Origin of the sequence: Lysinibacillus sp. LK3, assembly GCF_001043675.1 — a bacterium.
In the GTDB taxonomy this organism is placed as follows: domain Bacteria; phylum Bacillota; class Bacilli; order Bacillales_A; family Planococcaceae; genus Lysinibacillus; species Lysinibacillus capsici.
Genome location: NZ_LDUJ01000027.1, coordinates 12,288 through 35,984 on the forward strand (window position 1 = coordinate 12,288; position 23,697 = coordinate 35,984).

Sequence of the window (23,697 nt, forward strand, 5' to 3'; positions counted from 1 at the left end):
AAGGGAGACATGGTCATGTTTGAATTGATTGGAAGACTAACCACTAAACATTATAAAAGTCTTATTTTTTTATGGATACTTATTTTGATTGGATCATTTATTTATAGCCCTAAATTATCTGATGAATTACTGTCTTCTGGATTAGAAGCAATAGATAGTGAATCATCCATTGTGAAAAATAAAATATCAAAAGAATACAATAATCAATATAAATACGAGATAAGCATTGTCACAAAAGAAAATAAAGACATCTCCTCAAATGATAATTCAATAGATGTTATTAAAGAACTAATTAATGAAAATAAATATGTGGAAGAGGTGACTGTAAGCGATATAAAAGAAGGGAAAATTATTACAGTTGCAATGAATTCTAATGGAAATGCTTTTGTTGCAGAGTTACGGCAAAAGATAGATAACGAGAGTAAACTTAATGGAATTGATATCATGGTGACTGGTGGCCCTGCAATATCTTATGATATTGGTGAGACTAGTAAATCAAATGTTGCAATGGTTGAAAAAATTGGAATACCAATTGTTTTCATACTGTTACTACTAGTATTTCGGTCAGTTATAGCCGCAATAATTCCTATTATTACAGGAATTTTCTCAATAATTATTTCATCAGGAATTTTATATTTTATTTCTTTACATATTGAACTATCGCCACTTTTAAATAATATTGTAACGATGTTAGGATTAGGCATTGCTATTGATTACGCTTTATTTATTATAAGAAGGTTTAGAAATGAACTGGTAGAAGGTATTGAAAAAATAGAAGCCGTTCAAAAAGCTATTCTGACTTCAGGAAAATCCGTTTTTTATGCAGGATTAACGGTTGCTTTAACATTACTTTCATTATTAATTCCAAATGGTTTAATTACTGACTCTGTTGCAATTGGTGGGTTTGTTGTAGTCATGGTTTCAATCTTGATGTCTCTTACATTCCTTCCGGCCATATTGATGTTATTAGGCAAACGTATTAATATGCTTCAGCTTCCATTTTTATCTCGGAATAGAAATGCATCTAAGAGTAGTTTCTGGGATAAACTAATTGGTTCTCTTTTCAAGAAGCCTATATTATTTTTAGCAGTAGGCTTAATTATTTCTATTATCTTTGTTCCACTATCATCTAAAATTACTATGCATTTACCAGTTGGGGCATATCAAGAATTACCAGAAGAAATTGAATCTAGAAAAGGGATGGAACTACTTGTAGATGAGTTCGGAGTAGGAACTATTTTTCCTATACAAATTTTGATTGAGCATAAAGATAAAAGTGTTTATAATGAAGAATTTTTAGATTCTATTAATACTATTACTTCAAAAATAAAAGCAATGGATAATGTGCAGGAAGTAAAATCACTAACTAATTGGAATCCTAAATTTCAAAATATAGAGCAATATTTATTGTTTTATAGCCAGAAAGATGGAGTTTTAAATGAACAATTAGAAAAAGAATTGAATAGAATTGTTAGCAAAGATGAGCATTCTACTATTCTTTATGTTATTCCAGAAACGCCTCCGTATACAGAAGCATCCCGAGTTTTAGTGGATAACATTAGGGAGGAATTACCAAAAACTCTTACTAGCGAATATAATTTTGGTGTAACAGGTGAAACTGCTATAGGGATGGACATTGATACACAAATCATTGAATCAATTCCTTTAGTTATTTGTGTTATTTTCCTTATAACTTTTTTAATCTTATGTTTAGCATTTAAATCTATCATTCTCCCAATTAAAGCAATTGTCCTCAATGCAATTGTTACAGCCAGTTCATTAGGCTTTATTGTCTACATGTTCCAATATGGAAACTTACCAGGGGCTGAACCATCTCCAATTAATGTGAATACACCGTTAATTTTATTTGCTTTGTTATTTGGGTTGAGTATTGACTATGAAGTGATTATCGTGACTCGTATTAAAGAATTCTTTGATGAATCTAAAGATCTTCAAACTAGTATACAGCAAGGATTTTTATCAACAGTGGGTATGATTAATGGTGCAGCTTCTATAATGATTGTTGTATTTGGGGTTTTCATCTTTGCTCAATTCCAGATTATCAAAGAATTGGGAGTGGGTTTAGCTTACGCTATCCTTTTAGATGTAATAATTGTAAGAACAATCTTAGTCCCGACAACTATGATACTATTTGGAAAATTGAATTGGTGGCTACCGAGGTTTAGGAAAGTGAAATAAAATTGCTAAGTAGAACGACTGTATCAAAGTTTATCAACGTTTTAATTATAGTATGAAAGAGCTCGCTACCAATGTGCTGTATGGTGAGCCCTCTTTATTCTTTTAATTACGATATTAATACATGGGTAGAACTATAAACCCGTCGAAGATAATCGATTCTTAGAATTACTGTATCATTTATCCTAGTGAAAACTCTATCTCAAAACAGACAAACTCTAGTGCGATTTAAAAACAAAATTAGGTATGTTTAAAATCTACCTCGGCATAGATGTAGGAAGTTTAGCTACTGCTCGGTTTTAAACATGAAGCTCTACTCTTACAGTGCAGCGGAAATCTGTGCCACCAATATCGCACAATTGTCCCAAATTTCTTATTTTAATATCTTTTTTACTTATATACTATTTCAGAAGTTTTATCTTAAATTAAAGTTTCGATATTTTTGAGCAGCATAGTTTAATGGACAATAATTGAGGAGGATTGTATGAAAGCCTTTTATGTTATATTTTTCTGTTTAGCAATTACATTGCACAATTTAGAAGAAGCATTATGGTTACCTCAATGGTCACAAATTGGTTCATCATTTCAAAAGCCTATAACACCAAATGAATTTCATTTTGCCGTATTAATCATTACTGCACTTGCCTATTTAGTTTCCTTTTTAACTTTATGTTTTCCAAAATCAACAATAATAAAGAGGGTATTTATTGGATTTTTAGGTTCTATGATCTTTAATGCTTTTTTTCCACATTTAATTGTTACCATATTGATGAAAACATATGCTCCAGGACTTCTTACAGCTTTATTATTAAACGTACCTATTAATACCGTAATTCTTTATACATTATACAAACAAAATTTTATTCGAGTAAAAGAAATTATTTTTTCAACAGTTGTTGTAGGGATTCTTTTATTAGTAATGATTCCTTTTTTATTTACCCTTGGAGATAACTTAATAAACTATTAATGAAATAAGTATAGTTATATAAAAGGGCTATAAGAATGGTATTAAATTAATAAAAGCTTTTCTATTAAAGAATACTGACGATGTGATATAGGTTTGGGTACTAGATGAATTACCTTTAGTAAAGCTAATAGTTGAGTTGAATATTCTAGGTTAAAATTTTATCTAAAAAAATCCCTTTATATGGAAGGAGAATATACTTTATATAAAGGTATTACTGGTAAGGTAATTCTATGTTTTTAGCATCGCTTTTTAATATAGTATTAAATAAAGTTGGTGAATCGAATGGTGAATGGTGTTTTATTGGATGAAATGGAAAAAATAATTGAAAAATCCACTAAACAGACAGTTAAACAAAAAAGAATTATTGAGGCTGCAATTTCCGCTTTTTCAGAAAAAGGATATTCAAATACTTCAACTTCAGAATTAGCAAAAATAGCAGAAGTATCAGAAGGCACTATTTTTAAGCATTATGCAACGAAAGAAAATTTATTGTTATCTCTTATCGTACCATTTCTAAAAGATTTTTTTCCTACGATAGTAAATGATATCTTAGGAGAATTTATGAATGATAAATGTTCATTTGAAGAGTTTTTAAGAGCTTTTATAACTAATCGTAGCGCTTTCTTCAAGGAAAACAGAGAAATATTTCAGGTAGTCATTAAGGAAATAATATATAAAGAAGAGCTTAAAAACGAATTATTACCATACATTTTAGAGAATGGGTATAAGTGTATAGTAGAAGTAATTGAGGTATTTAAACAACGGGGTGAAATTAAAGAAATGCCTAACTCATTCATAATTAAAATGTTAGGCTCAGCAATTGGTGGGTTCTTTGTTTCTAATTTTGTATTACTTAATAAACAATCCGTTAGCAATGCGGAAATTGAAGAAATCGTGTTTTTTATTCTAAATGGACTAGGGCAACCCTCTCAATAAAATTGTACTTTCACTGCAGAGTCCTTTTGAAGTGAAAATCTTGAATAAAATATTCTGTTTATTTAAATCAACTGTAATCTTAGTTGATTTATCTTTTGAAAACTCTAGATACTGTGTCATCCTAAATTAGTATAGAGGGTTATCCATATCTATAGTTAAAGTTTGTACATACACTTAAAGTAATAGAAGCTTTCGTATTATATAGTTCAACCAGAACTTTCAGGTTGAACTTTTTTATTTGTACCCGCTATACGCATGAACTATAGGATGCAATTCTCAAACTCCGACGGCAGATGTTAGTCAGCAAGGATGTCCGTGGTGACGTGGATTCTGAAAGCAGATATTAAGAGCACACGAATCTCATAGACGACTAGGTATGATTGGATGAGTTAGCATAACCCAAAAAAGCTTATTCTACTGAAAGTTATACCAAGTTAATGAGTCAGATAGATGGGGTGAAAGTGCGTATGCTTATCAGGCTTGTGAATATTATGGTAAAATAAACCAAATAAAACATTTTAGAAAAGTATCGGCGCTTTGATTGGAGGTTGAACAGGTGGATGAGAAGAAGAAGGGGAAATTACAAATCCTCGTAATAATTTTAATGATATTACTTTTGGTTGCAACGTTTGTTTTATTTTTCATAGGTAAATATATGTTGGCATTTATTTTATTTGGAATTTTTATGCTAATACTAAATTTTATTAGTAGCTGGAAAAACCTAGATAATGCAGATTACGTTTATAGAAAAATACATAAGAGTAACCAGAAGTGGTAATTACTAGACATTTAGCTTAGTTACTTGTAGTGCTTATTTGGATATCTGAAAAGAGCAAAGAAGGGATCCTCACTTTATATGAAGAAATAGTGAGTTATAATATTTTTTCAACAACTACGGAGGTGCTTTTTTGCAAACATTTTTTAAATATAATTGGCTAGTTCGGGGAGATTGGTTTCGTTGGTGTGAAGAGTTGACTGAAGAAGAACTTTTGCAAAACCGAACTGGAGGAATGGGCAGTATATTACACACACTCTTCCATATCATTGATGTTGAATGGAGTTGGATTCGTCTATTACAGGGGAAAACAGACTTTCAGGAGAGCTTTGATGAATATAATAGCTTGGAAAAGGTTCGTAAATTGGAAGCTGCATTTCATTTAGACGTCGAAAGCTTTGTAAATCAATGGGATGACAGCATGGAAGAGCGTATTCTTCATATTCCATTAGCAAATGGTAGTATGGAGACGCATACATGGGGTGAAGTCATTCGTCATACCATTGCACATGAAATTCACCATATAGGACAATTATCAATTTGGGCAAGGGAAATGGGGAGAGCGCCTGTTTCTGCAAATCTAATCAGAAGAGGTCTTTCTTCATCATTGAAAGATTCAGTAGGTGCTCAAATAAATAAAGAAACGTTTAAATAGAATGAGAGACACTGTAGAAATATATATGCTAGAAAAATGTTGTAATAATATCCAATTGTTTATTAGCAAAAAGTGAATAGCGTACCAGAGTATCTTCCAATTCATTTGAATGGAAGATTTTTTGATGCCCAAATGAGAAAAATTGCGAGGCAGATTTCATAAAGGCATTTACTTGTGGCTTATAATACCCAGTAAATTTTAGTTAGAAACTAATGTTTACTGGGTATTTTTTGGACAATATTTAGGTTAATTAGAAATATTTATATGAAGAATAGCTAACAACTTGACAGAAGTTTAAATGGGGAGTACTATACATTGGTCGCGAAAAAAGCTATTGTAACGTAACATTTTTTAAAGTGCCATACAGTACTTATCAGTTAAGTTCATATATATCTAGATTTTAATTTAATCAGTAAAAGGTAGGTGCAAAAATGAAAAATCTAGCAAATAAAAAAGATAACCTATTACAAAACTTTTTAGGAATTTATATAGTAGCAGTATTAATGTTATGGATTAAAACATACATCTCTCAACTATCACAATTTGACTTAGGTGTAGAAGGAATCATTCAACAATTCCTTTTACTAATAAATCCGCTGGGCTCAGCAATGCTATTTCTAGGATTTTCATTTTTATTTAAAGGAAAAAGAAAATACACATCACTCGTTGTTGTCTACACTTTGATGTCTATTGTTTTATATGCCAATATTGTCTATTACCGATTCTTTAGTGATTTCATTACATTACCTACACTTTCTCAAACGCAGAACTTTGGAGATTTAGGCGGCAGTGTTCTTTCTTTATTAAAGCCTTATGATATCTTGTTCTTTGTGGATGTAATGGTTATGTTTTATCTACGATTCTCTAAAAAAATCCAAAAAGATACCAAACGTTTTGGCTATAAAAAAGGAATGGCAATCATTGCCTTTGCATTAGCGGTATCAATCCTTAATTTAGGACTAGCTGAAACTAATCGTCCTCAACTATTAACACGAGGTTTTGATAGAAACTATATTGTGAAATATCTAGGGATGTATAACTATACGATTTATGACTCAGTTGAAACGATGAAAGCCTCTTCTCAGAGAGCTTTGGCAGATAGTAGTGATATTACTGAAGTAATTAACTATACAAAGTCAAACTACGCCAAACCGAATGCCCAATATTTTGGTGCAGCAAAGGGAATGAACGTTATCTATTTACATTTAGAATCATTCCAAAACTTTTTAATCGACTATAAATTAAATGGTGAAGAAGTAACACCATTTTTAAATTCATTAGCAAAAGATAAGAATACATTGTATTTTGATAATTTCTTCCATCAAACAGGTCAAGGGAAAACATCTGATGCAGAATTTATGCTTGAAAATTCTTTATTTGGATTACCACAAGGATCTGCTTATATTACAAAAGCACAAAATACGTATCAGGCAGCTCCTAGTATTTTAAAAGATTATGGTTATACATCAGCTGTATTCCATGGTAATAACGGAAGCTTCTGGAATAGAAATGTAATTTATAAATCATTTGGCTTCGATAAATTCTTCGATGCTAGTTACTATAACACAGGTACTTCAGAGGACATGGCTGAATATGGTTTGTTAGATAAACCATTCTTTGAACAATCTCAAAATCTTTTAAGCTCCTTACCACAACCTTTTTATACAAAATTAATTACGGTAGGGAATCACTATCCATATAAAATGAATCAAGATTTAGTGACAATTGATAAAGCCAATACGGGAGATGCAAGCGTTGATAATTATTTCCAAACAGCTCGTTATGCAGACGAAGCAATTCAACAGGTCTTCCAGCAATTAAAGGAATCAGGATTATATGATCATTCAATGATTGTTCTTTATGGTGACCATTACGGTATTTCCGATAATCATAATAAAGCGATGGAACAAGTCATTGGAAAAGAGATTACACCATATGAAAGTGCTAATTTACAACGTGTACCATTATTTATACATGTTCCAGGCATACAAGGTGGGACCAACCATAGCTATGGTGGCCAAACAGACCTACTGCCAACGTTATTGCATTTACTAGGAATTGATTCACAACAATTTGTTCAATTTGGTTCAGACTTATTATCAGAAGAGCATGATGAAATTGTACCCTTTAGAAATGGCGATTTTGTCAGTCCTACTATTTATTCAATTAATGAAAAATATTATGATAATAAAACAGGCTTACCATTAGACGAAAGTCAATTAGAGGAAGCAAAGACGATTAAAAATGAAGTAGATCATAAATTGGCGTTATCTGATAGAGTCGTGAATGGTGACCTATTGAGATTCTATACGCCAACAGGTTATACGCCAGTTGATCCTTCTCAATATAATTACTCTCCTGATGAAAATGTAGAGTCTAAATAATTTAAGGCGGTTCAAGGAATTGTGTACGATATCAAAGTCTATAGGATATCATACCATTACCTTGAATTGCTTTTTTATTGGTCATTTTTGAATAAGTATGGCAATACCAAGATTTTATATTCTCCTTAAGGTTCAAATAGAAAATTGGACTAACGGAAAAAGCGATTCAAATCCTTTAATAGTAAGGGTTTGAATCGCTTTTATTAGTAAGGAGAGGAAAGAACAAACATGATGGCACTCATCATCCTTACTTATTTCTTTTTAAAGAATAATTTAGATGAAAAAAGGAAAGAAATAGGTGTAAATTTGAGGAGTTGATCGGGATGGAGTTTTATAAAGACATAGTCATTTACTGTTATAGTTGTCGTAAAAAGACTGTGTTTACATGTAAAGATACACATGAAAAAAAGGGTGTCGATAGTCACTGTAGTGAATGTACAGGTATTTGGTTTGAATGGCAAAACCGAGCTGTCGAGAGAGAAATGGAGAAGTGGATTGCCTATAATAAAGACTTAGTAAATATAAACCACTGATCTAGTTAAGCTGAATACACCTAAAAAGTGTAATTATCAAGTAAGTACGATGAGGCGTTGAAGTGCCATTTTCTTTTAAGAGAGTGGTTCTTTTTCTTTTGCTTAGACAAAAGCTCTAGCTAGAATAAACAAAATTACTATTTCTTTATCTCATTTGATAAAGAGAGGTGAATAATAGAATTATTGAATCTAAACCATGATTTGCCCGTATACATATTATTATGATAATTAGGGGGGCATCATGGACGTTTATAAAAAGATAGCAATTATCGGTGGAACAGGTAAAGCGGGGCGTTACATTGCTTCTAAAGCATTAGAGAAAGGGTATCACGTACGTATGCTTGTTAGAAATCCAGAAAAGTTAGTTTTCAAAGACAGTAGGATTGAGGTAATAGAAGGGAATGTACAAAATATCGAGGATCTTCAAAAGCTATTAAAAGATTGTCAAATCGTTATCAATACTTTTGGTCAACCAATGAAAGAAAAACAAATTTATAGTAAATTAACGGAAAATATATTGGGAGTCATGTCTGATTTACATATGGATCGTTATATTGGGGTAACGGGTGGATCGCTAACCATTGCTGGAGATACAAAGAGTATTATAAATAGAATGGGTGCAAAGATATTTGAAATTATTTATTCAAAAATGATGATGGATAAGAAAAAAGAATGGCATCTCCTTAGCCATAATCAAGTTATCAAATGGACACTAATTCGGCTTCCATTTATCGTAGAGGGAAATGAAGTAGGGTTCATAAAGGAAAATCTTAGAGATATGCCAGGTACAAAAATAACAAATCGGGATATAGCTACATTCATCATTAACCAAATAGAAAATCAAAAGTATGTACAAAAAGCACCGTTTATCTCCAATTAATCTAATTTAAAGGAGAAGGATAGGGTCAGCGCCTCAACTAAATGACTTTATCCCTTTTGAATGCTCAACAAAATTTCCCTTTGCCTCAATCGTATTGGTACAAAAAATCAAATGATATCCTTTTGAGCAGTTTTTTAATTAAAACCTTCTCCAATAAACCTTCCAACGCCTCTCAACAACCAATAAATGATTCTAAATGGGAGGAAAAGTAATTCTGGTATCCAAATTAGTACGTCAAGAAATAAGTCAATTAATGAATATTGATCTTTACGTCTCTTATCTCTTCTCTTTTTGTTTTTCCTTCCTTGCAACCATTCCCTCACATTACTCGACCCCTTTTACAAAAAAAGTGCTGGCTTTTCTTAAGTAAGTATACGATTCATTGCTTTAGGTGGTTTCATTTTTAAAAAACTTTATGATGTAAAAGCGGATATGGGGCGTAAATGGGAGTAAAAATGTTGGCTTATTATATTTCTTTAGCGATGTGTATTACCGCAAATGTGAGAAATGGAGAATTTAAAATTAAATAAGGTGAAAGACAAGCAGGTTTAAAAAAGGGTCACATAGGCTGGAAGTGACCCTCTTTGCTGTGGATGTATCGACATTAATGTGAGCTGCTATTAATGAAGATCATCCCTTTTTCATGTTTATCAATAAATATTAATATTCTTTTTGCACGAATGTTGCTCCGACAATAATCAGAAGAATGAATAGCACAACGATTAAAACAAATGTTGAACTATTGTTTTTGCCGCCATAGTCCATGCCACAACAACCCATACTATAACCGCCGCTATAGTCGTTACCATAGCCTCCATAACAACAATTGAAATTACCCATGTTTCCAAAGTATCCCATCAAGATCTCTCCTTTCTTCAGTTTATTGTATGAATGCCGTTGAAAGAGAAAAGGGTATTCGTCTAATGAATCGTATTTAGGTAATTTTAAAGAGAATCTTGGGTGAAGGATGAGTATCACTAAACACTTGATAGGATGAAACTCAAAGGCGCTTGTTACAGCCTGATGATTAGTTGTCAATCCAGTCCATAAGATAAAAAATCATTTTTTGATGCATGATGATGGAGCGGGTTTGAAACGGTAAGTCTATGTTTTTCCGTTTCTATTTTTAGCTACAATGTGTTGCGGAATGGAATCATTTGTTTTTTTATTTAAATAATGTGAGAGTTTTCTTTCATTTGCTCGTTATTACTTGTAGAGAAGAAAGGAAAGGAGGTTTTCTAACTTCGTGTATTCATTAATTAATCAGCTACAAAAAAAGGATGAACAAGCTTTAAGAGAAGTGATTAACAAATATGGAGGTTATGTTAAAGCCATTGTAGTGAAAGTGTTACAGCCCAATCAAACAGCTATTGAAGAATGTATCAACGATGTATTTCTAACCATTTGGCAAAAGAGTATTCAATTTACTGGCGATGAGATTGATTTTAAAAAATGGATTGGCGTTATTGCAAAATATAAAGCGATTGATACATATAGAAGCCTTCAAAATAAGCCTAAAACAGTCGAGTTACTTTCATCAATTTCAAATAGCAAGGATCTACCAGAAAGAATCGTCGAACAAAAAGTACAAAAAGAGCAACTATTTATCAGTATTTTAAATTTAAGTAAAAACGATCAGGAAATTTTTCTCTTGAAATACTACTTAGGATATTCCAACGGAGAAATCGCTGAAATATTTGGTCTATCTAAATCAGCTGTAGAAAATCGTTTATATCGAGGTAAGTTAAAGTTAACAGAAGAGCTGGGAGGTATCTAAATGAACGAAAAGGAATTCATCGAAATAGATATTGAAGAGATTGAACCAATTGAATTATCTGATTGGGAAAAGATTAATATTGAAAAAAGTGTTTTACGGTCATCTTCAACCAAGAAGTATGTATTTAAAAAATGGAAGTGGGTTAGTATTGTCGCCATGCTCACATTTATTTTTACTAGTAGTAGCATTTGGCTACCTGTAGTGGCTAATCGAGTACCAATTGTACAGCAACTATTAAATAGCAATGATAATCCCCAATTACAAGTATTTAGTGATAATGCATCAACCATCAATCAAATAGACGAAAGTAACGGAACCTCCATTGAATTAGCTGAGGCTTTTTTCGATGGAACGATTGTATCGGTTAGTTATGAAATGAAACACGAACAATCGATAGATGAACCCCCTCTATTTTGGAAGGGCGATTTAGAAGTCAACGGAAACAAGTTAGACGTACTTAGTCATCAAATCGTTAAAAAGAATGATGCTACTTGGATTGGTATGTTTACAGCGAGAATTTCAGACAAAGTAATGGATGAAAAGGTAAATGTTCAATGGCGTCCTCAAGATTTTATAGGTATGGAAAATACGACTCTCGTAGAAGGAGCTTGGGACTTTCAGTTAGAACTTACACCAACCCGAGCGTATTCAAGAAAAGTAAATATACCATTTGGTAATGATCAATACCAGCTATTATATAATCAAATAACAGAGGGAAAATATATAACCACTCTTTATTTTGAGGGAAATCTTGACTGGGAGACAGAATTTTTAATGGTAGACATAGAAGATAATCTTGGAAATGTATATGAAAAGGTAGGAGCAACAACCATTAAAAGCGGTTCTGGGCGAGTAAATGGTTATGTTGAGGTTTTTATACCTGATTCTGATATTCGAACGCTAATCATTATGCCAACTATAAGAATTGTTGACGAAAAAACATTAGAGCGGAAAGAGCTTGTTCCGCTCCCAAGTATTAATATTTCTCTAAAATGATATGGTCTGTTCCTACAACTTGTTTTCAAAGGGCTGAAGGAATCAATTCTTACCTTCAAAGATGGATATAGGTAGCATCTTTACCATTAGCTCATATTACGCAGTGTTCAGTCAAAATAGAGCTATTAATTGTAGCTAAATATCTTTTAAGCTATTAAATTTTTAATTCTTTCTTTTAGTACCAATCATCATAAAGCCTAATAATAAATATAGAAGACTGGCCGAAATGGAGCTATACAACAGGAATGTAATAGAAGTTGGTGCCCAAACTTTAATAAATGTCCAATTTAAGCCGCCAAGTACTATGTTAGGCGTGATAAATAGTGCTGTCAGCATTGTCGCCACAAGTATAGTATGGGCAGATAATAACAATATTCTTTTGTAATTAAGATTTGCCATACTACGTTGTTTTTTATAAAGGCTGCGTATATTTTGAACGAATAGATAACAGAAAATAATGCTGATTACGATGATGATAGCACATATGATTGTTACAATTTTATCTAGCTTTTGATAGCTGCTGATATGTTGCATGTCAATCGTTTTGCCCTCCCATAAATCCATGACACCTTGTCCAATCGCTGTTGTAGAGCTTGTATTCATATTGGCTAAAATAGCCACGCCGATTTGTTCGTCAGGTTGCAAAATGAAATACGAGGAAAAGGTTGGATTCTCACCAGCATGGTAGATATATGACTTTGTGTCCTTTTTCACAACGGCCCAACCGTTTGCATAGTAAGTATTCGTATCAAAAGGCTCCACTGTTAGATCTGGAGTATGCGATTCTTGAATTAAATTGTTACTGATTGAATAGATATCACTGTTTCCTACCTGTAATTTTAACCATCTGGCTATATCATTAGCGTTACTGATGATATAACCAGCGGGGATGTTGCCACGATAGATAGGTGGTATGTATCGCTGCTCTCTCATTAGACCTATTTTATAGCCAGAAGCCATATGTGTGGAATGTACTTGGTGAATTCCTACAAAAGATTGATGCATACCAACAGGTTGTAAAATTTTCTGTTGAATATACTGATCGAATGGCTGTTTTGCAACTTGTTCAATGACGAGGCCTAAGACATCATAGTTGATGGTTGCATATTCAAAAGAACTCCCTGGTTGACGATTTAGTGATTGATCCAGCAGTGTTTTAACTGTTAATTCAAGGGCATTATCCGCTGTGCTTTCTGGGATTTGAGTAATGGAATTTGAGGGAATTCCGCTAGTATGAGACAATAGCTGCTGTATTGTCACAGCCTGATCCTCGCCTTTATAGGTTAATGATAACCAAGGGATATACTTTCGGACATCATCTGATCGTTTTAACAAACCTTGTTTTTCTAATTGTAAAATAGCGAGTCCTGTAAATGCCTTAGACGTGGAGCCTAACTCAAAAAGAGTATCAGAGGTAACAGGCGTTTTTGTTTTCGTATCTGCAAAGCCAAAGCCCCGTTGATAGACGGTTTTACCTTTATCAACAATAATTACTGAAATTCCTGGGATTTTACTAATGGTTTGCTGCTCCTTAATAAACTGATCAATTTTACTAATTGTATCATTTGATGCTGCGTGTCCAAATTCGGGTGTGAACGTAAAAAATAGTAACATTACTGTCATCATCACCGATTTCTTGAATAATGTCATGTTGTTTTTCTCCTTAGAACGTAATGTGCTTGTGACAACATGGTTTACTGTAACAAGAAAAATAAGGGTAAACCATCGATTAACATGACTATTTCCGGGATAACATGACAAAATTGTCACTTCGAAAAGGGCCACTCCTAAAACCAATAGGAGGGCCCTTGAAATTTTATTTAATTTGTTTCTGGCTCTGGCGTAAAATCTTGACCGTTAAATGTTAATTTAGATGGTGAGATAAGAATTTCTCTGTTCGCTTCGTAGTAAGGGTCTAAAACTTTATAAAAGGCTTCCCATTGCTCGCCAGCTTTTTCATCTTCACCCTTTTGTTCAAGGGCAACTGCTTCTTCATAGTGTTGTTTTAATTTTGCGTAATCTGCATTACTAATGCTGAATTCGATATCTGCCATATATTCCTCGAAGGGAACTGGTTTAAAGTGTGGGCGAAGTATTTCATAGAATTCATCCCATTTCTTCATGGACAATTCTTCGTCTTTATCTTTTTCAGCTTTTTGTGCCTCTTCATAGATTGTTTTAAGTTTTGCAAGTTCCTCTTTTGTTAAATCGACGTTCATATCCGCCATATACTCTTCAAAAGTTAAAGGTGGATATAATTCTTGATAATAAGGTTCAAGAATAGTGAAAATTTTATCAATGTTTTCTGATGCCTCATCCGTTTTATTTTCTTTTACATACTTAATCCAGTTACTATAAAGTGTTTTTAGCTGTTCTTTATCTTGTGCTTTGATAACAATATTTTTTTCAGCGAATGCAGCTTCATTAATAAATTCTTCAAAAGGCTCAGGTTGCCAATTTGCTAATTCGTAAGGTCTTGTGATGTTATCCATCGCCTCATAGATTCGTTCCATTTCCTCATAGTTCTCTTCTTTTTCAGCCTTTTTCATGTCAGAAAAGAGTTTTTCTAGTTGGACTAATTCTTCTTTTGTTACTTCTTTAGGTAAGCTTTTTTTATAGACGGCAAAGGTAAAGAAATCTGAGTAATCTTTCACAATACTACCCTCAACTAAAATTTCTTGCCCCTCTGCTAGCTTTAACTGCTCAATTTGTTTATCTGAGAAATTGTGTAAACCGATGTAGTAGTTTTTTCCATCTGTCCCTTTAAGGGTAATGCTGCTACCATCAAAATATTTAATGGTACCTGTTATTTTTTGTTCTATTTGAATCGTTACATTATTTGTTGTATCAACAGCTGTTGCACCAGCTTGAAGTGGTGTTAATACAGCCATCCCAAGTGTTAATGCTGAAGCTAATAGCCATGTTTTTTTAGCAGGTTTTTTCATATTTATCAATTCTCCTTTAGGTTAACTTCTGTTACCAATTATTAGACGTTTTACCAATTGAAAAAGTTTTAACTTTTTGAAAAAAATTTTAAGAAATTAAAGAGTGGAGGATTCATGATAAGACTCACTGTTTTAGTATCTGTAGTCTTTGAAAAATAGCTATTATTTACAGCACAGACCATGCAAAGGGTTGATTATCGAAGCAAAGATTTTCAAGGATTAGTGCGCTTCCAGAGAAAATTCAAGGGCACGAACTAAGGCATTATTGCAGCTTATACTGTTTTAAGCTCTTTTTCTCCTAATTGAAGATTTTAGGAGAGACGTTGTCATTCTAATGTTTAATCTCATAAGATAACTTGCATCTGTTTAATCCAAGCTCTTCTACTGTTCATCCTGGAAATAGATTTTATAGAATTTGCGATTCGTTGCCTCATCATAGCCAACTTCAATTAATTCATCTATTTGGTCGATATGTTGAATATTTACTTGGATTTCAATATTGGAATCCAGTTTGATTTTACGTTTGTATTTCTTTTCAGCTTTTTCTAGCGCACTATCAGAAATGATAGTCTCATAGGGTTTGACCGAATTAATGATGATATCTTTTTGAGTAGTGTCCGCTTGCTCAAAAACAGTTTCAATATAATGATTTACTTGAAACTCCTCTTCATTTCTAAAGTAATCCAGTGTTTTATTCAAGAGCCCAAGTTTTTCTGTGCTTGTATAATTTTCTTCCTTTAAAATGAATTTTTTACATTCTGTTAATGCTAAATTGGTTTTATAATAATGTTCATCCGCTGCCTTAATTTTTAAAAATCGTTCTTGCCAATAAACAATATCTTCTTTACGTTTTGTTTTAATATACACGGCAGGAGATTGATCTGGTCCCATATCAACAATAATAGCCATATTATTAATTTTCTTAACGTTAATGCCATCCACGCCGTTCACGATCATTTGATTGTGTTCATTTTTCACATCTAAAAACATTTCTTTTTCATCAATTTTGACAATAGCGATAATCTTTTTAGCCTCATTTAATAGAAAACAATTTTCAAAAAGGCCAATAAACAGTTCTCCGCTTTTGATGTTAGGATGCTGTGACACACTATGTAAGTGTTTGGCAATATTTTGTGAGTGTTCTAGGAAGTTACTTCCCTGTTCGAAAATAGCTCTTGAATACGTAAAAACTTCATTGAGTGCAATATTGCTTTCATGGAAAAATTCATATTGCTGTTCCACATCAATTTTACTAAAAGCGAGCTGTGTAAAGGCTGCTTCTAACATGACCTCAGGTTGTGTAAAAACTTCTTCTCCTAAAATAAGCGTCTCACTCAAAAAATGCAGACTATATTGTGTTAATTTACTTTCACTGACTTCTAGCATAAATTTCACCTTCTAATTTTTCATAGTAGCTAGTATACCATAAGCTAAAGATTGCTTTTATAAGTACCAGTACTCATTTGAGGCTGGTTTTTTTATGGTCACCGAATGTTAGTGTCTTATTATAAAAGAATGTTGAGGATTGGAAGTTTAAAATACTGCTGCTTAGATAAAGATAAAAACATGTAGGGATACTCTTTACAAGTGTACTAAAGAGGGTGATCAATATGTGGGAAAAGGTGATTTCCTACATGCCACATTGGCAAGTTTTTTTACAAGGCTTTTTAGCGTTTTTTATTCCATATTTAATTTATAAATTGTTCCATGTTTTTTTATTTGTTAATAAGAGCAATGGCAAAATTGAGATGAAAGAAAATAGTGAACAAGTTGAGATGGTACACATACCTATTCAAAAAACGTTAGAGCAATTTACAGGAGATTTTAATAAAGATCTTTTACAAATGAGGAAAGAACTTGGCCATAATTGGGATATTCATTTTAGAGAATTTCAAATAGGAAATACGGATAATCGTGCAGCGATCGTTTTTCTTAAAGGATTATGCGATAAAGAATTAATTGATAAACATATTTTGAAATCATTAATGAATGGACATGCAGAAAAGTCGTCTGTTTTAAGAGGTCATGAATTACAACAATCGATTAGAAATGAAATCCTACCAGTGAGTGAACTGCTAGAGGAATCGAAAGTCATGAAAGCTGTTGGGAAAGTATTAACTGGTTCCACTGTATTAATTGTGGATGGCATACAGAATGTATTTATCATTGGTACGGCACATGGCAAAACTCGAAATCTTGAGGAGCCTGTTTCTGAAGCAATGGTACGTGGACCAAGAGTGGGCTTCACGGAAAAATTAAGTGTGAATACCTCTTTATTAAGACAGCATGGTGAGAATCGAAATTTATCGATTATCGAGATGGAAGTAGGCGAACGTACGAAAAAAGAGTTGGTTTTAGCCTATATAGATGAAATTGTGCAGCCTAATCTTGTCAAAGAGGTGAAGGAACGAATTGAAACAATCCATTTGGATGATGTTGCTGAATCGGGATATATTGAGCAATTGATTGAGGATGATTATCTCAGCCCATTTTCGCAAGTGCAGAGTACCGAGCGTCCTGATCGAGTTATTGCTGCCTTACTAGAGGGACGAGTCGCAATTCTTTTAGATGGAACTCCCTTTGCATTAATTGTGCCAGTCACGTTTAATATGCTACTGCAATCACCAGAGGATTACTATGAACGTTGGTTATCGAGCTCACTTATTCGCTTGCTTCGCTATTTTGCTGCAGGCATCTCTTTATTTGGCCCATCCCTGTACATTGCCTTTGTATCGTTTCATCAAGGTTTAATTCCCACTAAACTAGCGCTGTCCATGATGGCAACAAGGCAGGGAGTACCGTTTCCAGCATTGATTGAAGCCCTCATTATGGAAGTCGCTATTGAGATATTACGAGAAGCGGGACTTCGTCTACCGAAGCCGATTGGTCCGACAATGGGGATCGTTGGAGGGCTTGTTATTGGAGAAGCCGCCGTACAGGCAGGAATTGTTAGTCCAATCATGGTCATTGTGGTTGCATTAACAGCAATTTCCTCTTTTGCTATCCCTCAATATAATGCTGGTATCACGCTAAGAATGCTACGTTTTGTGGCGATGTTTTCCGCAGCTTTATTTGGACTATATGGCATCATTCTATTTTTCTTATTCCTTTGCAGTCATTTGGTAAAGCTAAAGAGCTTCGGTGTATCATATTTGAGCCCAACTATTCCGTATCGAGCAGGTGATTGGAAAGATTTTATGGTGCGAATGCCGTTAAAGATGATGAAGCATCGTCCTAGATTGTTAAAGCCAAAAGATTCGGTCCGCAAAGGGGAATAAGAGAAAGGGAGCAAAACAGCCATGAACAGCAGTATGAAAGATAAAATAACGACGTCACAAGCAGTTGTTATTATTATTAACTATATTCTTGCCACTGGGATTCTTACTTTACCTCGTGCATCTGTAGAAAAAGTTAAAACGCCAGATGTTTGGATTAGTGTATTTTTAGGTGGAGTCGTTGCAATGATTGCAGGTGTAATCATTGTGAAGCTAAGCCAACAATACCCTGACAAAACATTTTATCAATATAATCAAGATATCATAGGGAAGTGGTTAGGCTGGTTTATAAGTGCTTGTGTAATTGCCTACTTTTTTACCATTTCTGCCTTTGAAGTTCGCATCATGGCTGAAGTAACTTCTCTCTTCTTATTAGAAGGAACCCCCACTTGGGCGATTATTTTGCCTTTTTTATGGGTTGGACTTTACTTAATAAGCGGTGGCATCAACACAATCGCTCGCCTATTTGAAATCATTTTTCCTATTACCTTTGTTATTTTTTTACTTGTGGCCTTTTTAAGTTTAGGGATTTTTGAAATCGATAATTTGAGACCAGTACTCGGTCTGGGCGTTGTTCCGATGTTAAAGGGAATAAAAACAGCGACACTGGCATTTTTAGGGCCTGAAATTATGCTACTACTTGTGGCATTTATGTACCCCTCAGATAAATCAAAGGCCGTAAAGGTTGTACTGGCGGGTATAGCCATACCCTTGCTCTTTTATGTCATCACGGTTGTGATGGTCATTGGTGCTCTATCCATTGAGGGTGTTTTAACAAGGACTTGGCCAACAATTGAATTAATGCGAAGTTTTGAAATCCCTGGTTTAATTTTTGAACGCTTTGAGTCATTTCTTCTTGTAATTTGGATTATGCAAATCTTTGCTACCTTTACGATTACTTATTATGCCGCTACTTTAGGATTAGCCCAACTGTTTAAGAAAAATATGCATCCCTTCTTATACGGGCTACTTCCGATTATTTACATTATTGCGATGACACCTAAAAATATTAACGATCTATTTACATTTGGCGATAAGATTGGTCATGCTGCATTAATTTTATTTGGTGTAGTACCGATAACCTTACTCCTTATTTCGAAATTGAAAGGAAAGAAAGCATGAAGCGAATACAGTGTTGTGTACGTTTACTTCTAGTTGCAACGGTAACCTTACTTCTTACTGGCTGTTGGAGTAGTAAAGAGATTGAGGATTTAGGCCTTATTGTAGGTACATCATTGGATTTAGAAACGGGTGATGTTTCCTCTGAAGAGCAACAAGATGCTAGGTATGCAAACAGACAGTTGCTAACAATTACCAATCAATTTGTTACGTCAGAGACTACGGTTTCTGGAACAAAAGAGGGAGCATTGCCAGAAAAAGCGTATAAAAATGTTTCTGAGACAGGTGATGCGGTGTTACCAACTTTACGAAATATGCTGTTAAAGGTTGATAAACGTTCCTTTGCTGAACATTCCAAAGTAATTATTATCGGTGAGGAATTAGCTAGTACTATCAATCTTCAACAAACGTTGGATTTTTTTCTAAGAGAATTAGAAATACGGCCGAGTGGACTGCTCTTTATTGCTCAGGATCAGGCAAGTCAGGCACTTGAAACAAATGAACCAACTAAAATTCCTGCCTTTCAATTAGTAGAAATGATGGAGGGACATGAAAGGACGACAAAAATTTTGCCTCCGATGACCGTAGCCAAACTAGAGGGGAAGCTGTATTCAGACTCTAGCTTTTTATTGCAAAATGTGAGTACGGAAAATGGAGAAGTAAAATTTGCAGGCGCTGCTATCATTGAAGGAAAAACCAAAAAGCTACGAGGATTTTTAAATGAGAGTGACCTAGAAGGAATTGCATGGATGTCTGGCGATGCGAAAGGTGGCCTAGTCAAAGGCTTTGATGAGGAGTCAGGAGCACCTATTGTGTATGAAATTATTTCAGCTAAAAGTAAAATTATTCCACATGTAAAAGGGGATCAAATCTCCTTTACGATAAAAATTCAATCAGAGGGAAGAATTGCTGAACATTGGGTTCTCTCCGATAAAGCATTTGACAATCAATTTTTGAAAAAAGCAGAGAAAGTATTTGAAAAAGAGATAGAGCGATTAGTGAGGAAAGCACTAGATAAAACGCAACATGAATTTCAAACAGATGTTTCTGGGTTTGGCAATAAACTAAGAATCGATTACCCGAAAGTATGGCAAAAAAGAAAAAAAGAATGGGATCAAACGTTTAGTGAGGTTCCTATTACATGTGAAGTGAAGGTTTCCATTAAGGATTATGGCACGTCGGGTGATTAACATTGTTAATCATCTTTTTTTCTGTCCATTTAGTCTATACTGAAATGAAAGGACATATAGTAGATATTCGAAAAGATGGGGGATAAAAGACATGCAATATACTATTCAATCAATCGCTACCGTTCGTAACAATCGGCAAATGTTAAAAGATGATCATTGGGGAGAGATTATTTCAACTATTGAACTTGCTGATCATATCCAAGAGGCGTCCTTAAAAGGAATAGAAGATTTTTCTCATCTAGAAATTATTTTTTATTTTGATAAGGTTACAGACGATCAAATTCAATATGAGGCAAGACATCCGAGAAATAATCATGACTATCCAGAGGTTGGCATTTTCGCACAAAGAGGTAAAAATAGACCCAATAAATTAGGAAGTACAATCGTTGCCTTGTTAGAGGTCAAATCAAGAGGATTAATCGTTCAAGGGCTAGACGCCATAGATGGCACACCTATACTAGATATAAAGCCTGTAATGAAAGAATTTTTACCTAAAGAGGATGTTAAACAGCCAGCGTGGTCAATAGATTTAATGAAGGCCTACTGGGCGTAATAAAATTGTTAAAGCGAAGACAATTGTGGGTTACTAAAAAAGGGGAGTAGTGTGCTCCCCTGATTTTTTAAAGAATGATTCCTTCTTGATAAAGAATGCTAATGGCATGAGAGCGATTTTTGGCACGCAATTTTTTGATAGCAGATTTTACATATTGTGTAATGGTTAATTCACTTAATTGCATAACATCTGCTATTTCCTTTGTACTATCTCCCTGCGCTACCTGTCTCATTACCTCTAATTCACGCTTGCTCAGAAAGCCCTCTTTTTTGCTATTTCTAGCTTGTATGATAAGCTGTCCAATCATGTTTCCAAAGGTGGTCATGTCATCTAACAGCTTATCATTTATATCGATTTCCTCTTCTAATTGAGTACTACAAATATAGCCAAAAACATATGACCCAATGAAAATAGGGACAATTAAAAACGTATTATTTTGCGAGGGAATAGAATATTTCATACTGATATTTTTTAAATAGTCCATTCCTGTGCAAAATTTAGCCTTCTTATCTTCAATAGCAGCATAAATAATAGGGAAGCTACGAATCTCCTCACGAATTTCACCGATATGACTACCACCCGATTCATTTAAAAAAATGATTCCTTCTGCTACAAAGCCTATTGGAGAATACCTCAATAAATAGGCATCCTTGATAGGAAAAGCATCTAAATATACCTGCAAAATGTGTATCAACAGCTCTTCATGGTTGGCATAACTTTGTACTGTGTCGAAACGTTTTTGAATGGTATAAAGATTGGACATGACCTATCCCCTTTTTTAAGTATATACTACGCTTAAAATAAGGAATTTTCAATATTTTCTGTAAGTTGTAGTATTTAAGCTAAGTAAAGCCATATTTCTCTATTTTGGCGTAAGGAGGAGCAACAGGTGAGTAGTCAAACAATTAAAGAGGTGGATGCAGTTGTTCTAGGTGCTGGGTTTGCAGGTCTGTATATGCTACATCAGTTGAGGAGTAAAGGCTTTTCAACCATTGTATACGAGGCTGGAGATGGTGTAGGTGGTGTTTGGTATTGGAATCGTTATCCTGGTGCTAGATGTGATATTGAAAGCATCTATTATAACTACACATTTTCAAAAGAATTATATGAAGAATGGACTTGGACATCTAGATTTCCAGAGCAAGCGGAAATATTACGCTACTTAAATTACGTAGCCGATCGTTTTCAATTGCGATCAGCTATCCAATTTAACACAAGAGTCACTGCAGCTCATTTTGATGAAAAACAACATAAATGGATGATTCATCTAAACGATGGGCAGTACATTTTAACAAGGTACTTTATTACAGGAATAGGCTGTCTATCTGCAGCAAATGTTCCTAACATCCAGGGGTTGCAACAATTTAACGGAAAATGGTATCACACGGGGCATTGGCCACATGAAAAGGTTGATTTTACTGGGAAGCGTGTAGGAATTATTGGGACAGGCTCAAGCGGGATTCAGGCAATACCTGTTATTGCAAAAGAAGCAGAGCAGTTAACGGTGTTTCAACGCACTCCACAATATACGATTCCCGCTCGTAACCATGCATATGAAGAAGACTTTATCAAAGAAACGAAGAAAAATTTTGAAGCGATAAAACGTTCCATGAGAAATTCGGTTTCAGGTACACCTTTTGCACAAAATCAGCAATCTGCAATGGAAGAACCTGATGATAAGAGGCAGGCGGTTTTTGAGAAAGCTTGGGCACAAGGTGGCTTTGCCTTCTCAGCTACTTATCATGACTTGTTAACGAATGAACAGTCCAATGAAAAAGCGGCAGAATTTATTCGCTCCAAAATAAGACAGATTGTGAAAGATCCTGTGGTTGCAGAAAAACTATGTCCTAAGTATATGTATGGCACGAAAAGACAGGTTTTAGATAGCGATTATTTTGAAACCTATAATAGGGAGAATGTTTTACTGGTTGATGTCAAAGAATCACCTATTCAAAAAATAACAGGAGAAGGTATTCAAACGGCGGATAACCATTTTGATTTAGAGATCATCATTTTTGCGACAGGCTATGATGGCATGACAGGGCCATTATTTAAGATTGATATCCGAGGAAGGAATGGCGTGTCATTAAAAGAGAAGTGGAAGGATGGGGCAGCTGTTCAAACCTATCTTGGACTCACAACAGAAGGTTTTCCTAATTTATTTATGATTACGGGACCAGAAAGCCCTTCTGTTCTTGTGAACATGCCGATTGCTATTGAGCAGCATGTCGAATGGATTGCCGAGTGCATGCATTATTTGCGTGAGCATGACATTGATCTTGTGGAACCAACAATAGAAGCAGAGGAAGCTTGGAGCACACATTGTCGAGATGTTGCTAATGCAACACTCTACGTCAAAGGTGATTCCTGGTATACGGGAGCCAATATTGAGGGCAAACCTCGAAGTTTTTTAATCTATCTAGGAGGATTTGATTATTACACAAAACATTGTAATGAGGTGGCTCAAAACAATTATGTAGGCTTTAAGTTAATGAAATTAAAATCAATATCATAGT

The 23,697-nt window shown here is 34.1% G+C and carries 19 protein-coding genes; 14 read left to right on the plus strand and 5 right to left on the minus strand.

Features of this window, described 5'->3' with window-relative positions; genetic code table 11:
* The first annotated feature begins 15 nt into the window (after positions 1–15).
* The 7 genes from VK91_RS22290 (at position 16) to VK91_RS18960 (ending at position 9,326) form a co-directional block, all read left to right on the plus strand.
* Positions 16–2,199: an MMPL family transporter gene (locus VK91_RS22290; RefSeq protein WP_197078739.1), complete on the plus strand. Its 2,184-nt coding sequence runs from the start codon at positions 16–18 to the stop codon at positions 2,197–2,199.
* A 481-nt stretch (positions 2,200–2,680) separates the two neighbouring features.
* A complete protein-coding gene (locus VK91_RS18930; protein WP_048395060.1) occupies positions 2,681–3,163 on the plus strand; it encodes an HXXEE domain-containing protein in 483 nt (160 codons plus the stop codon).
* Positions 3,164–3,445: 282 nt separating this feature from the next.
* Entirely contained in the window at positions 3,446–4,099 is a 654-nt protein-coding gene (locus tag VK91_RS18935) for a TetR/AcrR family transcriptional regulator (protein ID WP_048395062.1), read from the plus strand.
* A 908-nt stretch (positions 4,100–5,007) separates the two neighbouring features.
* Positions 5,008–5,529 carry a DinB family protein gene (locus VK91_RS18945; protein WP_048395063.1) on the plus strand — a complete coding sequence of 174 codons (522 nt, stop codon included), beginning with the start codon at positions 5,008–5,010 and terminating at the stop codon, positions 5,527–5,529.
* A gap of 431 nt (positions 5,530–5,960) precedes the next feature.
* Positions 5,961–7,913, plus strand: coding sequence for an LTA synthase family protein (locus VK91_RS18950; protein WP_048395065.1), 1,953 nt, complete (start codon positions 5,961–5,963; stop codon positions 7,911–7,913).
* 323 nt (positions 7,914–8,236) lie between these two features.
* Positions 8,237–8,446 (plus strand): hypothetical protein, encoded by a 210-nt coding sequence (locus VK91_RS18955; RefSeq protein ID WP_048395066.1) that lies wholly within the window; start codon positions 8,237–8,239, stop codon positions 8,444–8,446.
* 241 nt (positions 8,447–8,687) lie between these two features.
* Complete coding sequence (locus VK91_RS18960) at positions 8,688–9,326, plus strand: NAD(P)H-binding protein (RefSeq protein ID WP_048395069.1); 639 nt, start codon at positions 8,688–8,690, stop codon at positions 9,324–9,326.
* Positions 9,327–9,986: 660 nt separating this feature from the next.
* On the opposite strand, the gene VK91_RS23360 is transcribed toward VK91_RS18960, so the two are convergent.
* Positions 9,987–10,184 (minus strand): YjcZ family sporulation protein, encoded by a 198-nt coding sequence (locus VK91_RS23360; protein ID WP_048395072.1) that lies wholly within the window; start codon positions 10,182–10,184, stop codon positions 9,987–9,989.
* Positions 10,185–10,572: 388 nt separating this feature from the next.
* Here VK91_RS23360 and VK91_RS18975 point away from each other — a divergent pair, with 388 nt between their 5' ends.
* Entirely contained in the window at positions 10,573–11,103 is a 531-nt protein-coding gene (locus VK91_RS18975) for a sigma-70 family RNA polymerase sigma factor (protein ID WP_048395075.1), read from the plus strand.
* On the plus strand, positions 11,104–12,099 hold the full coding sequence (locus VK91_RS18980; RefSeq protein ID WP_048395077.1) for a DUF4179 domain-containing protein: 996 nt from the start codon (positions 11,104–11,106) through the stop codon (positions 12,097–12,099). It abuts the gene before it with no gap.
* A 162-nt stretch (positions 12,100–12,261) separates the two neighbouring features.
* On the opposite strand, the gene VK91_RS18985 is transcribed toward VK91_RS18980, so the two are convergent.
* From VK91_RS18985 to VK91_RS18995, 3 genes are all read right to left on the minus strand, one after another.
* On the minus strand, positions 12,262–13,749 hold the full coding sequence (locus VK91_RS18985) for a serine hydrolase (protein WP_048395079.1): 1,488 nt from the start codon (positions 13,747–13,749) through the stop codon (positions 12,262–12,264).
* 170 nt (positions 13,750–13,919) lie between these two features.
* On the minus strand, positions 13,920–15,044 hold the full coding sequence (locus tag VK91_RS18990) for a hypothetical protein (protein WP_048395081.1): 1,125 nt from the start codon (positions 15,042–15,044) through the stop codon (positions 13,920–13,922).
* A gap of 381 nt (positions 15,045–15,425) precedes the next feature.
* Positions 15,426–16,430, minus strand: a complete 1,005-nt coding sequence (locus tag VK91_RS18995) for a hypothetical protein (protein ID WP_048395084.1) — start codon at positions 16,428–16,430, stop codon at positions 15,426–15,428.
* Between the two features lie 224 nt (positions 16,431–16,654).
* Here VK91_RS18995 and VK91_RS19000 point away from each other — a divergent pair, with 224 nt between their 5' ends.
* The 4 genes from VK91_RS19000 (at position 16,655) to VK91_RS19015 (ending at position 21,181) form a co-directional block, all read left to right on the plus strand.
* Positions 16,655–18,322, plus strand: a complete 1,668-nt coding sequence (locus VK91_RS19000) for a spore germination protein (RefSeq protein WP_048395087.1) — start codon at positions 16,655–16,657, stop codon at positions 18,320–18,322.
* A 21-nt stretch (positions 18,323–18,343) separates the two neighbouring features.
* Positions 18,344–19,441, plus strand: coding sequence for a spore germination protein (locus VK91_RS19005; RefSeq protein WP_048395089.1), 1,098 nt, complete (start codon positions 18,344–18,346; stop codon positions 19,439–19,441).
* Positions 19,438–20,628, plus strand: a complete 1,191-nt coding sequence (locus VK91_RS19010) for a Ger(x)C family spore germination protein (RefSeq protein ID WP_048395091.1) — start codon at positions 19,438–19,440, stop codon at positions 20,626–20,628. The genes VK91_RS19005 and VK91_RS19010 overlap by 4 nt, the downstream gene beginning before the upstream one ends.
* A gap of 91 nt (positions 20,629–20,719) precedes the next feature.
* A complete protein-coding gene (locus VK91_RS19015; RefSeq protein ID WP_048395093.1) occupies positions 20,720–21,181 on the plus strand; it encodes an SAM-dependent methyltransferase in 462 nt (153 codons plus the stop codon).
* Between the two features lie 67 nt (positions 21,182–21,248).
* Here VK91_RS19015 and VK91_RS19020 read toward each other — a convergent pair whose 3' ends face one another.
* Positions 21,249–21,944 carry a response regulator transcription factor gene (locus VK91_RS19020; RefSeq protein WP_048395095.1) on the minus strand — a complete coding sequence of 232 codons (696 nt, stop codon included), beginning with the start codon at positions 21,942–21,944 and terminating at the stop codon, positions 21,249–21,251.
* A 126-nt stretch (positions 21,945–22,070) separates the two neighbouring features.
* Between VK91_RS19020 and VK91_RS19025 the strand changes: the two genes are divergently transcribed.
* Positions 22,071–23,696: an NAD(P)/FAD-dependent oxidoreductase gene (locus VK91_RS19025; RefSeq protein ID WP_082148181.1), complete on the plus strand. Its 1,626-nt coding sequence runs from the start codon at positions 22,071–22,073 to the stop codon at positions 23,694–23,696.
* The last annotated feature ends 1 nt before the right edge of the window (position 23,697 follow it).